Source organism: Microthrixaceae bacterium (assembly GCA_016702505.1).
Classification (GTDB): domain Bacteria; phylum Actinomycetota; class Acidimicrobiia; order Acidimicrobiales; family Iamiaceae; genus Aquihabitans.
In genome coordinates this window covers 43,093-55,921 of record JADJDU010000011.1, presented here as the reverse complement: position 1 = coordinate 55,921, position 12,829 = coordinate 43,093, and the positions used below count along the sequence as shown (strand labels likewise).

The window sequence follows — 12,829 nt, the reverse complement described above, 5'->3', positions numbered from 1 at the left end:
CTGGTGGTTCCCGTCGGATTCGGTTAGTAGCGCATTCGTTGGCGGATGTCGGTCCACTGGTTGCCGATCACGTCGTTCATCTCCGAGATGACCGCACCCTCGGCCTTGTAGATGTCGTCTAGTGAGACCACGCCTAGCACTGCGCCCTGTTCGTCGACCACGGGCAGGCGTCTACATTGGCGGGTGGCCATCTGTCGGACGGCATCGAGGGTGGAGGCATGGGTGGCAACCGACGCGACCTCGCGCGTCATCACCTCGGACACCTTCGTGTCGGGCGCCATCTCCCGGCCCACCGCCCGGACCGCGATGTCCCGGTCGGTGAGGATGCCCGTGACGGTTCGCTCGTCATCGATCACGACCACGCAGCCGATCCCGTGCTCGGACATCGTGCGGGCCGCTTGGCTCAGCGGTGCCGACTCGGGGCAGGTGACGGGCGGTACCGAGGCGACCTTCATCAGTTCGGAGGGCATGTGGGCACCGTATCGCCATGGCGGTGTGGGTGCTTCACATCCTCGGCCCTGCACCCGCCGACGTGGACACGCTTGTGCCTCTGGGGTGGACCGGTGACAGAGAGATGACCGAATGCCCTGTCGAGGCCCCCTGATCTCGGGGCATCATCGGAGCCAGCGAATGGGCCTGACGAGAGGAGCGATCATGCAGGTTGACCGCAGGAGCGGACTCGAGATCATCGATCAAGGCGAGTGCATGGCCCTTCTCGAGCAACACGTGCTTGGGCGTATTGCGGTGGTGGAAGGCGGGGCTCCGATCATCTTCCCGGTCAATTACGCCATGATCGGGCACCGGGTGGTGGTCCTTACCGCTCCCGGCGCCAAGGTCGATGCCGTCCACCGTTCGGTCTGTTTCGAGGTGGACGACTACGACCGAGCCGGTCGCAGCGGTTGGAGCGTCGTGGTTCGGGGTCAGCTCTTCGAAGCACTTCCGAACGAGGTTGCCCGGTGGGAGGCCGCGGGCCTACTGCCCAAGCCGTGGGCCGAGGGCGAGAAGGGTCACGTCCTCGGGATCGAGCCGGCGACGGTGTCAGGACGACGGATCCACCCGACGTCGTTGTTTGCCGAGCCGAGCTGAACCAATTCGCCTGTCTTTTGTCGCCTCGATCGCCGTCGCCGTCGCCGTCGCCGTGACTCGTCGAGGAGACCGACGGTCAGGACGATCCGGTGAGGTGGCGGGTGACCAGGTTGGGATCGGCATCGATGTCACGGTCACGGAACAGCAGCGGTCGGACAGCCTTGGCGGCGTAGGCCCTGGTGCCATCGGCGTGATGGTCTGACCGCGGGTCGCCGCTCTGGCCGTAGGCCAGGAGCCCCATCCCGCGAGGTCCGTCGTCGGTGAGTTCAACCGCCATCAGAAAGCTGGTGCCATAGGTGCAGCGATAGCCGCCGTGAGCCAAACCGGTGCGCGCCGTCCGGTCTCCGATGGGGGCCAGGGGAGGGTGGCCCGGTTCCAAGCTTGCCGTGCTCAACGACCCGACCGGGGCCAAGATGTTGGTGACGCCGTCGGCCTCGCCGCCCCCGTGCACCGGCACTCGCTCGGTTCCTCGCTGTGCCCACTGAACATCGCCCAACTGGGCGTCGATGGCCACCCCGGCATGGTCCAGGTGGGTCACCGCTGCGGCCACCGCCAAGGCGACGGGGTCGAAGCCCGCCACCTCGGGGGCCAGGCCGTTGGGGGTGGCGATCGGATCGGACTGGTCCCACGGATGAGCGAACAGGGCACCACCGTTGCGGATGTCGGCCACGGTGAACCCGGCCATGAACTCCCGCCACAACGTCGCCCCCACCGAGTCCAGGTCGAAACGCCCGTCCCATGCCTCTAGCACCTCGGCGGCCGCCGTCAGGTCGACTTCGCCACCTTCGGTCGGGAAGGTCGCCACCGAGCGGCACCGTGCGACCACCTCTGCGCGCAACAGTTCCGCGCTCAGGCTCTCGTTGTCCAACAAGGCGTCGAGCACCGAGGTCACCGTCAGATCACCGGATTCGGCTAGGCGTTGCACCACGCGGGTGTTCTGGCGGGTGCGCAACGTCCGGGCCGTGCGCTCGAAACCGTGGAACACCGAGTAGCCCTCCAACGGCTGGGCGGGGTTGGTCAGCCAGTGTGAATCGTTGGCGTTCACCACGAAGTCCCGGCGTTCGATCTGAGGCAGGTGGGGGTGGCCGATCACGCCGGTCCGGTTGGCGCTGGGGTCGTCGAGCCAGTCGTCGTCGGGGTCGCTGCCGTCGAGCAGCGGAACCCGGTTGTCGTAGAGCAACGAAGCGATCGGGTCTTCGGTGATGCGCACCCGGAACCGGGCCTGGGCGCTCAGCGACAGGTTCGGGGTGGCAGATGCATCGATGTACCAGGCTCGTCCGGTCCGATCTGCGGCCAACGTGTTGACCCACGGCATGCCCTGGACCCGGGCGTAGGACGATTGGAAGTCATCCATGTCGCTGGCCCGGCACATGGACAAGAACTGCTCGAGCATCGAGGTGTTGTCGATGTTGGCGTCCCGGTAGGTGAAGCCGATCTCTAGGCCCCAACCGATAAGGGGCAGGTTCACCATCGGGCCGATGTGGCTCGACCACAGGGTGCGCTCCACCTCTAGGACCTCACCGTCAACGGTGGCCGACACCGTGTAGTTGGTCGGTGTCATCTCCCTGGTGTCGTCGCCGTAGCGGTAGGAGGTGGGTGACCCCGATACCAGGTCCAGGCGCGAGAGGGTGAAGCGGTTGCCAGCCGAGAAGGTGTGGCACCAGCCGACGTTCTCGTTGAACCCCATCTGGACGCCGGGCGCGCCCAACAACGACACGCCGTAAACGTCGAGCTCCCCGGGGATCGTCAGGTGGCACTCCCAGAATCGGCCTTCGCCACCCCATGGGAAGTGGGGGTTGGCCATGACCAGCCCATGGCCCGACGCGGTGGCCTCGCCTCCGAACGCCCATCCGTTGCTGGCAGCGCCTGGTTCGGCGCTGCCCAGCGCCGAAATGGGAGACGGAGGATGGGGACCGTCGGGACCGGGCGCTACGGCCCGACCCAGGATCTGTACCAAGTTTCGGCCGCTACCCAGCAGACCAACGTCACCGAGGTAGGCGTAGAGATCGAGCTCGTCTATGGGGTTCACCCACGACGCCCCGCACACCACCGGGGCAGCAGGTCTTGATCGGTGGCTTCGGCGAGCCAGGCGTTGTAGCCAGCGGTGTAGCCGCGAACCAGGTCACGGATGTAGAGGGGTTGCGCCTCGCGCAGGGCTGGGGCCCGCTCGGCCAACCCCAGCACCCGATAGCCGAAGTCGCTGGCCAGGTGCTGGTCCTCCACCCCCGGACCCAGGTGTAGGGCCCGTTCGCCCCGGACCTTCACGATCTGGTCGGCGATGGTGGGGAGGTGGTCGCGGGCACAGGCCCAGCCCTGGCCGAAGCCAAGGCTGGCCCAGTCCGCGGCCCGGATGTGGGCCACGCCGTGGGTGGTCCAGCGGATGTCGGCATCGAACATGGGGGAAAGCTAGTGCCGAGGCCAGTTCGCCTTCCCGCTGCCCTCACGTGGCATTCCCGTGGTCTACGAGTATCTTCGCCTGACCTTCGCCTGGCCTACGAGTGACCTTCGGCTGGCCGACCCGCCGAGTGCCCAACCCTTGCCGATCAGGGTTCATGCGGACCGATCGGGCCAGGTGGTCTGATCCGGCCAGATGGTCTGACCGGTCACGTGGACTGATCCGGCCAGGTGGTCTGACCGGTCACGTGGACTGATGCGGTCACGTGGACTGATCCGGTTACGTGGACTGATGCGGTCACGTGGACTGTCCGGTCAGGCGGGTGGATCGGGATCGTCGTCTTCGGTGGGTGGCCGGCGCCTGGTGGGGGGAGGGCGTCTGCCGGGGCGTTGGTGGTTGTGGCTGGGGCACAGGAGGCGGCCGTTCTCGACGCTGGTGGTGCCGCCGTCGCAGTGTCCAGTGATGTGGTCCACGTGGCAGTACTCGGCGGGTTCGTCACAGGTCGGATGTTGACAGTGGCGGTCCCTGACCTCGACAGCTCGTCTCCAGCCGCCGGTGAAGAACCTTTGGGGGCTGGTGATGTTGACGGGCTGGTCTGTCGGTGAGAAGACGATCCGCTCGAAGTCAGCTCGGAATAGGAGCTGTGCGACCTCGAGCCGGTTTAGGACCAGCCCGTTGAAGGTCTCCCGGATGGGACCCAACAGCTCACCGGCGGATACGACCACGGTGATGAGGGGTCGTGGTCGCTGGGCATCGACGGGAGTGGCGGCGGCTCGGGTGGCCATCTCGACCAGGGCGTCGGCGTTTCGTTGGGCCGAGGTGCGCAACTGCTGGGCGGCGCGGGTGATCTCCGCGGGGTCGGCATTGGGCCCCAGCGTGGCGCGGGCGGAGGCCAGGTCGGCCTCCCACAGCTCGTGGTTGATGCGTTCCCAGGTGTCGGCCACGATCTGGCCCGAGACCTTGTCGAGGCTGCCCAGGAGCTCCCACCGATCCCCGACCTGTGTGGCGCGAGCGTTGCGATGGGCCCGTTGTCTCTTGTCTCGCCTGGCCAGGTCATCGGGGTTGGAGGGGTCGCTGTGAGCATCGTCTGACGCGGTCTCGAACATGGCGACGGTCCGCTCGAAGGTGGCCCAGTCTGCGTTGATGGCCACGGTCACCAGTTCCTTCTCTACGGCAGCGAAGTCGGCGGCACGTTCGGGGGTGGCGGCGCGGGTGAGTCGTTCTACGTGGTCGGTGGAGATCTCGCCGTTTCGCCACGCCCCCGACACGTGGGACATGGCCCGAGTTGCCCGGGCTGTGTGCACGGCTCGACTGGCGGTCTGCTTGCGGCAGCCGACGTCTCGGCCCAGGCGGGCGCCGGGCGCCTTGGACCCGTCATTGGCCCACAGAACCCGAGCGTCCCAGCGGGCCACAAATCCGGCCGTCACCGAGTCCAGCATCGAGGGCAACCGCATCAACCCGACAACCGTGTTGGTCAGGGTTTCGTCGTCTACGCCTTCAGGGCCTTCTATCGCCTCGATCGCCTCGGCCAGTTCGGCGGCCAGTCCGCACAGAGGGCCCGAGGACCGTTCTGCGTTGTCCCACATGCCTCGTCCAAAGGAGGTGCGATCGTGGACTTGGCCGGGTTGCGGAGTCTGCCCTGCGCCGGGTGAGCCCGGCCCCAATATCTGGCCCGTGCTCCGTGGGGACTTAGAGCTGTGTCTGGGCTGGGGGTCTGGTTCCGTTGTGGGGTCGGGTGCTCCAGGGGGACAGCTAGCTCCGAACTCCCAGACGCCTCGGATCGAGCCGGTGCTCTCACCGATCGACGGTTCCTGGTGGGGCGCCTCGTGATCGTCGTGCTCCATGTCCACCATGATCCCCAGGCCATGTGACAAAAAGCAATGCAAACACTTGATCGATCTCAAAAAATAATGAGAATTACGAACAGTGGCCGAGTGCTGTCGCTGAGTGACCGTGTCGGACCAGGGAGGCCGATCGGTGTGCCTATGGGTCAGCTCGCCTGGCAGCGCGTTTCCTAGGAGTGCCGGTCAAACGGTTCGTGGTCCTGTCGGTGGACCTACCCGTCGGATTCGTCGACGTCGTCGTAGTCATCGTCGTAGTCATCGTCGTCCAGCCAGTCCTCGTCTGGGCCGTAGGTGGCTTCGCGGAGGATCTTCTCGTCGGCTTCGATGGCGATGCGGCGGCGGCGCGGCGACGCGGTTGAGTAGTTGGCGATGGCGGTGGGGAAGCGCTCGGCGATCATGGCGGCCACCGCATCCCGTTCGGCCATGGTCCGGGTGACGGCCAAGACACTCAGATGGCGCAAGGCATCGGCGAGGTCGGGGCCGGGGTCCTCGACCAGATCCACCTCGTCGGCGACTCCGGTGTCGATGAGATCCACTTCGACTACGTCACCATCGTTCGCGTCGTTGTCGAAGTCGGCCTCGCCATCGTCAGCCTCGTCATCGAGGCCGGCCTCGTCGTCGTCGAAGTGGTCGCTGGGCCGGATCAAGTGGAGCCAACCCCTGTCGCGGTCGGGTCCGGACCACGTCCAACTGATGGGTACGACGGCATCGGCCTCGGCCACCTCGTCCAACACGGCTCGGACCGCGTCCTCGTCGTCATCGGGAAAGGACCAGCTCTGGGCGCAGAACACCACCGGCCGACCCAGGTCGCTCAACTCGGGAACGACGTGGATTCCAGCCACTATCTGGTAGCGAGCCAGCGCCACCGCCGGATCGCCCGACTCGACGCCCAACGCCAGCAGCGCCTCGATCTCCACGTCGGACAGCAATCGGGTGACCGTTCCGGTCCACCAAAGATCACCGCACGGCACCGGGCGCATCCACGCCACATCGCCGGGCTCCAGGTAGTTGTGGGTCTCACCTCGGCGTGACACCACCAGCGAGTCGCCACGGCCCATGTCGGTGACGGTCAGCTCGTTCCCGGCGGTGGCATCCACCCGGTACACGCCGGGTCGCTGGCCCTCCAGCCACGATTCGGCCAGGGAACTGTCGGCCGGATCCAACACCGAGCCGTACGCGCTCAGCCAAGCAGCCATGCCACCGTGATCGTGGAACCAGGCGTCTTCCACCAGGTGAGGGGCCTCCTCGAGCGGCGACCGCTCACCACCGCCCACCAACAGGTCTCGGTCGAGGGGACCACATCGGTCCTGATGGTCGTGGGCTCGGAGAGATATCCACCAGGCCCGATCAAGGGGGCTCAGCTCCATCTTGCCCAGATGGCACTGCTTGAACTTGCGGCCCGAACCACACGGGCACGGGGCGTTGCGGGGCGTGTCGGGAGACAACGCCTTCTGGATGGCACGTAGCTGGCCCAACTCCCTGTCCTCGTGGCTGCGCACGACCTGGAGCAGACGCACAGCCTCGGCCAGGTTGCCGCGGGCCGACACCTCCCGGAACCGAGTCTCGATAGCCGGTGGCCAGGTGGGGTCGGCGGCCAATGCTTCGTCGGTGAGCTCACGGGCGACGTCGAGGTCACCGTCGGCCTCGGCGGCCACTGCCTTCAACGTCAAGAGGATTGCGGCCCGCCGGCCTCGTGGCACCTCGAAACTGTCGAGGAAGGTCCGCAGATCACCCATCCGACCGTGGGCATCGTCGAGCAACTCCTCCTCGACGCAGAACGCCACCCCTTCATGGCGGTGGATCTCGGCGATGAGGGCCGATGCCGGTGTCATCGACCGGTCCGCCGACCAGTTGGCGAAAGCCTCCAGAAGTCCCACCAGTGCAGCCATCTCCTGACGGTCGTGGTGTTGGTGGGCCCATGTCCGGCGGATGACGGCAGCGAGCTTGGCGTAGGGCTCCCACAGATCGGCCTTGGCCACCGTCGGCCCGTCGACCTCGTAGCCGGCGGCCTCGAGGACCTCACCGAATGGCATGGTGTCGAGACCCACGAGCCCGCCACCGCCATCCACACCGGCTTCGCCACCAGCTTCCACACCCGCTTCCACACCGGCCCCTACGTCGGCGTCTACCAGGCCCTTCAACCAACCGGTGACGAGTCCGCTCGCCATCAGCTCGACGGCATCGACGGGTACCTCGTCACCATGCTGGGCGGCGGCCACCGCGGCATCCAGCCCTTCGACCACCCCGGCCAGCAGCCCGACATCGGCATTGGCTCCATCGGCACGGTCGGTTACATCAGCGCTGCCCTCGACGTGGGTCAGGTGAAGCAGGCCTTCGTACACGCTGGCGGACACCAGGTCACCGGGAGCGAAGTGCCCCAGCCAACCAGCCGGCCCCCTCAGGTATCGCCGCAGGCGGAGGTTTCCGCCGCGCCCGGCTCCAGGGCTGCGCACCACCCGCAAGTCCAGCGGCCAGCCGTCCTCACCACGGTGCAGACCCCCGGCATCGCCGGCCAAGGCGGCGAGCAACGAAAGGTCGGGATCCAGATCCAACTCATCGCGGTCGATATCCTCGGCCGACAGACGGTGCGCGAATGGCCCGGCCTGCTCGGCCACCACCTCCAGATCCACGAACAGATCCCCGACCCGCTCGAAGGTGGGGACGTCCTGCACCACCTGGTCCACCACATTGTCGAGCATGTGAGCCACCGAGGCCGCGGTGTCGTCGCCCATGAATCGCAACACCCCGTCGATCACCTCGCGGCGATCGATGGTGGCACGCCCGTCCATGACGTCGTGGATAAGCACGGGTAGAAGGCGGAACTGCAAGGTTCGCTCCGGAGCTAGGGGGACGAAGCCAGACACCGTACCGACCAACGGTGCCAGACTCGGCCGGCAACACCGCCGCTGCACTGGAGGATGTGCCGTGATCGACTACCAAGCCCTCGACGGAGCCGTCGGCCACAACTGGTACGACCTCGATCCCATGCTCGTCGACCGGGTCAAGGCCGACTGCCCGTCGGTCAGCTACCCGTGGGTCGACGCCAAGCTGCGCCACTTCGGTGACTTGTGCGGTGGCGACATCGCCCGCAACGCCGACGTCATCGACGCCAACCCGCCCCAACTGGTCCGCTACGGCCGCTGGGCTGACGAGGTCGGCCAGGTCAACCACCCCGGTGCCACCATCGACTCCAAGCGGAAGCTGTGGGCCGCCGGGTACGTGTCTGGTTTCGCCGCCGATGAAGCCGCCCACGGCCAGAGCGCCCCTGGGGTGCTCCACGCCGGGGCCAATTACCTGCTGTCCCAGGCCGACACCGGAATGGTGTGCTCCCTGGGTATGACCAGCGGCGTGGCCGGTCTGGTCGATGCCTACGCCCCCGAAGACATGCGCGACGACATGCTGGCCCGCCTTCGCAGCGACAACTTCGACCACGGTGCCGACGGTTCGATGTTCCTCACAGAACGAGATGGCGGCTCGGACCTGGGCCGCACCGTTCACTGCGTGGCCCGAGACATCGGCGACGGCCGGGTCCTCATCAGCGGCGAGAAGTGGTTCTGCTCCAACATCGACGGCGAGGCCATCGTATTGCTGGCTCGTCCCGAAGGGGGTTCGGAGGGGTCGGCGGGCATCGGCCTGTACCTGGTTCCCAGCCACCTGGAGGACGGCACGCCCAACCGGTTCACCAAACGGCGGCTCAAGCTCAAGCTGGGCACCCGCAGCGTCCCCACCGGTGAGGTCGAGCTCAACGACGCCCTCGGCTACGCCCTGCGGCCCAAGCGGAGCGACGGAGGCAGCGACTCCTCGGATCTGGGGGGACTCAACCGCATGATGGAGATGGTCAACGGCTCGCGTTTCGGCGTGGCCATGATGGGTCTGGGCATCGCCCGGCGCTCGTTCCTGGAGGCGGCGGTGTGGGCCCACCACCGAGAGGCCAAAGGGCGCGTGCTGGTCGACCTGCCGCTGGTGCGTGAACAGATGGTCGACCTGCTGTGTGAGCTGGAAGCCGCCTTCGCCCTCGGCTTCGAGACAGCGGCAGCCGGCGGCTTCCCCGACGGCACCCGATTCCGTCGGGTGGTGGTCCCCGCGGCCAAGGTCCGTCTGTGCCGGCTCGGGGTCGAGGCGTCGACCTATGCCGTCGAGCTCTTCGGCGGCAACGGCTACTGCGAAGACTGGGGACTGACCCGGCTGCTGCGAGACGCCGTCTGCCACCCGATCTGGGAGGGCAGCGAGAACATCTGCGCCCTCGATGTGGTGCGGGCCATCCGCCGAGACAACGCCCACGAGGCGGTTCTGTCTCGCATCGACACCGCCCTGGAGAACGCATCCCACGGTCCTGGCTACCTGGCGCCTGCGGTGGATGCCATCGGCATCGCCCGCCAGAAGCTGGCCGATCGGGCCGAGCGGATCGATGCCGTTGACGCCGAGTGGACCCAGGCCGGGGCCGGTCGCCTGACCGATCTGTTGGTGCAGGTCACCTCGGCGGCACTGCTGGCCGAGGCGGGTGCCACCGACCCCCGAAAGGCACTCGTGGCGTTGCGCTACACCCGGCGACGGCTCACCCCCGACGCGGTGTGGAACGACCGGATCGCCTACACCGCGGGCCGCGAGATCCTGGCCTACGCCGATGTAGACCAGGCCGAAGCCGCAAGGGCCGCGGCGATCTGAGCCTCGCTCCGCCGAAAGGCTCCGTCTTCCGGCGGACGCAGGCTCAGGACCCAGTCAGGGATGCCACCAGGGGAGCGAAGTCGTGAGCCTTGTCGCCGGGGATCACGTGATACGAGTAGCCCCACCGCTCACGACGTTCGGCCAACATCTCGGCCACGTCACCGGCGCTACCCACCAGGGCCAACGGGGACCGGCTGAAGCTCTCGGGATCGGTACCGAACAGGGCAGCCATGGTCTCGACCATCGACGGGTCGTCGGTGACCTCAGCCGCGGCCAACCACGCGTTCAGCTCGAGGTCCTCGAAGCGGTCTCCGGCGCCCTCGCGCACCCAACCCACCTTCTCGTCGATGCGATCGGGCAGGGCATCGAGGGCAGCGTCGGCGTCGATCTCGCCGGAGTGGATCGACGCGTTCACACCCACGATGTCGGCGGTGGCCCCTGCCCACCGGAGCAACCGTGGGGCACCCCCTCCCACCACGATGGGCGGGCCACCAGCCCGATATGGCGCCGGGGAACCGTCCATCTCGCTGATTTGATAGTGCTCGCCCGAGAACGAGAACGGCCCCTCGGCCCATAGGCCGCGGAGAACGGCGGCGTGCTCTTGGAGGCGACTCACCCGAACCCCGGGGCGGTCCATGGGGATCCCGCTGCGCTGGTAGTCGAGCGCCTTCCACCCAGCCCCCAACCCGACCTCCAAGCGGCCCTCGGAGATCTGGTCGATGGTGGCCAGCTCCCGGGCCAGCACCGCGGGATGGCGGAAATCGCAGTCCAAAACCAAGATCCCCACGTTCAGGGTGGTGGTGACGGCGGCAAAGGCAGCCGAGGCCGTCAATGGCCCTGGGCCCTCGTCGAAATGATCGGGTAGGAACAGCGTGGAGTAGCCGAGCTGCTCCACCTCTCGTGCCGAATCAAGCCAGGTTCGCCCCGGCAAGGGCTGGTGCAGTTCAACGGCGAAGCGAAAGCGACGGGGATGGGCCATGTCGGGAGTCTGCCCGACCCACCAGCGAGCTGGGTCGACCAAGGGGGTGACGATCGTCTCACCGTGTTCCGTCATCAATCGGTAACCATCCGGTCACCTACCGGGTCGTAGTTGGCGATGCAGACCATCCCGCTCAGAATCAGCTCGCCCGACCGTCGCGACGGCACCATCACCTTCATCGACGGAGACGATGCCCAGCCGGTCCGTTGGTCCGAGATCGACCGAGACGCCCGGTCGGTAGCGGTGGGCTTGGCGGCCCGGGGCGTGCGTCCCGGAGACAAGGTCTCCTTGCTCAGCCCCACCACCCGGGATCTGGTCACCACCATCGAAGGGATCTGGTTGGCTGGGGCCACCGTGGTGGTCCTGCCCCTGCCCATGCGAATGTCATCCATGGAGGAGTTCGTCTCCACCACCCGGGCCCGCATCTTGGGGGCGGACTCCCGCCTGTTGGTGGTGGACGCCGAGATGGCCCCGTTCGTGGAACCCGTCCCCGGCGACCCGCCGATGGTTACCTTCGCCGAACTGCACGGCGACGGTGGCGCATGGCAGGCCCCGCCAGCGGATCCCGAGGCGCTGGCCATCCTCCAGTTCACCAGCGGGTCCACCTCGGACCCCAAGGGTGTGATGATCCCGCACCGCACCCTGCTCAACAACATCGACGCCATCTTCGTAGGCCTCGACCTGCACCCCGAGACCGATGTGGCCGTGTCCTGGCTGCCGCTGTACCACGACATGGGTCTGGTGGGCATGCTGGGTACCGCCATGACCTACGGCATCGACCTCGTGCTGGCCGGTCCGCAGACCTTCATGGCCAGTCCGTCGCGTTGGGTCCAGTGGATGTCGGACTACAAGGCCACCCACACGGCCGGACCCAACTTCTCGTGGGTGCTTGCCACCCGGGCCCTCAAGCGCATGGAAGACCTCGACCTCTCCCACCTGCGCGTCGGTCTCAGCGGCGCCGAACAGGTGAACGCCACCGCCATGGAAGCCCTGATCGAGGCCGGAGCACGCCACGGCCTTCGCCCCGGTGCGGTGTTCCCGGCCTTCGGCATGGCCGAGGTGGCCCTGGCTGGCACCTTCCCCCCGGTCATGCGGGGCATGGTCACCGACGACGTCGACATGCGGGTGCTCGAAACCGAGCAGTACGCCGCCCCGGCCGACCCTGGAGCCGAAGGGGTCAAGCGGCTGGCCCGCCTCGGCTTCGCGGTGCAGGGCCTCGAGATGCGCATCGTCGACCCGGCCACGGGTCAACTCCGTCAGGAGCGAGAGGTCGGCGAGCTTCAGCTTCGAGGAACGTCGGTCACCCCCGGCTACCACCAGCGTCCCGACGCCACCGCTGCCACCTTCGATGGGGAATGGCTCCGAACCGGAGACCTCGGCTATCTGGTCGAGGGCGAGCTGGTTCTGTGCGGACGGATCAAGGACGTGATCATCGTGGCCGGCCGCAACGTGTTCCCCGAGGACGTGGAGCGCAGCGTGGCCGAGGTCGACGGGGTGCGGGCCGGAAACGTGATCGCCTTCGGGGTGGAGGGCAAGCGAAGCGAGGGGCTGGTGGTGGTAGCTGAAGCCCGCACCGACGACGCCCACTCGGTACGACAGGTGGTGCAGGCCCGAGTCCGTGAGACCGTGGGCCTGTCGGCCACCGACATCGTGCTGGTCATGCCGGGCACGTTGCCCAAAACCTCGAGCGGCAAGCTCCAACGCTCCCTGTGCCGAGACCGCTACCTCGGCAAGGACCTGGAACTGGTCTGAACCTGTAGACCGGCACCATCACGCGCCGGTCTACCTGGCCGGTCTACGCGGCTGGTCGAAACGGCTTGTCTATCGGCCGTCACTTGGGGCGGCTCTGTCCGCTTCGTT

9 protein-coding genes are annotated in these 12,829 nt (G+C 67.3%); 3 read left to right on the top strand and 6 right to left on the bottom strand.

Annotated features, from left to right (window positions below; translation table 11 throughout):
* Positions 1-23: 23 nt before the first annotated feature.
* Positions 24-470: a CBS domain-containing protein gene (locus IPG97_12435; GenBank protein ID MBK6857320.1), complete on the bottom strand. Its 447-nt coding sequence runs from the start codon at positions 468-470 to the stop codon at positions 24-26.
* A gap of 184 nt (positions 471-654) precedes the next feature.
* On the opposite strand from IPG97_12435, the gene IPG97_12430 reads away from it, so the two are divergent.
* Positions 655-1,086: a pyridoxamine 5'-phosphate oxidase family protein gene (locus IPG97_12430; protein ID MBK6857319.1), complete on the top strand. Its 432-nt coding sequence runs from the start codon at positions 655-657 to the stop codon at positions 1,084-1,086.
* A gap of 76 nt (positions 1,087-1,162) precedes the next feature.
* Here IPG97_12430 and IPG97_12425 read toward each other — a convergent pair whose 3' ends face one another.
* The 4 genes from IPG97_12425 to IPG97_12410 all read right to left on the bottom strand — a co-directional run bounded on the left by IPG97_12425 (position 1,163) and on the right by IPG97_12410 (position 8,114).
* Complete coding sequence (locus tag IPG97_12425; GenBank protein MBK6857318.1) at positions 1,163-3,115, bottom strand: penicillin acylase family protein; 1,953 nt, start codon at positions 3,113-3,115, stop codon at positions 1,163-1,165.
* Positions 3,112-3,483 (bottom strand): penicillin acylase family protein, encoded by a 372-nt coding sequence (locus IPG97_12420; GenBank protein ID MBK6857317.1) that lies wholly within the window; start codon positions 3,481-3,483, stop codon positions 3,112-3,114. Before IPG97_12420 ends, IPG97_12425 begins: the two co-directional genes overlap by 4 nt.
* Positions 3,484-3,795: 312 nt before the next feature.
* Positions 3,796-5,067, bottom strand: coding sequence for a DUF222 domain-containing protein (locus IPG97_12415; protein MBK6857316.1), 1,272 nt, complete (start codon positions 5,065-5,067; stop codon positions 3,796-3,798).
* 470 nt (positions 5,068-5,537) lie between these two features.
* Positions 5,538-8,114, bottom strand: coding sequence for an SEC-C domain-containing protein (locus IPG97_12410; GenBank protein ID MBK6857315.1), 2,577 nt, complete (start codon positions 8,112-8,114; stop codon positions 5,538-5,540).
* A gap of 136 nt (positions 8,115-8,250) precedes the next feature.
* On the opposite strand from IPG97_12410, the gene IPG97_12405 reads away from it, so the two are divergent.
* On the top strand, positions 8,251-9,990 hold the full coding sequence (locus IPG97_12405) for an acyl-CoA dehydrogenase family protein (GenBank protein MBK6857314.1): 1,740 nt from the start codon (positions 8,251-8,253) through the stop codon (positions 9,988-9,990).
* Positions 9,991-10,033: 43 nt separating this feature from the next.
* On the opposite strand, the gene IPG97_12400 is transcribed toward IPG97_12405, so the two are convergent.
* Positions 10,034-10,969: a TIGR03621 family F420-dependent LLM class oxidoreductase gene (locus IPG97_12400; protein ID MBK6857313.1), complete on the bottom strand. Its 936-nt coding sequence runs from the start codon at positions 10,967-10,969 to the stop codon at positions 10,034-10,036.
* A 111-nt stretch (positions 10,970-11,080) separates the two neighbouring features.
* On the opposite strand from IPG97_12400, the gene IPG97_12395 reads away from it, so the two are divergent.
* Positions 11,081-12,721: a fatty acyl-AMP ligase gene (locus tag IPG97_12395; GenBank protein MBK6857312.1), complete on the top strand. Its 1,641-nt coding sequence runs from the start codon at positions 11,081-11,083 to the stop codon at positions 12,719-12,721.
* Positions 12,722-12,829 lie beyond the last annotated feature (108 nt).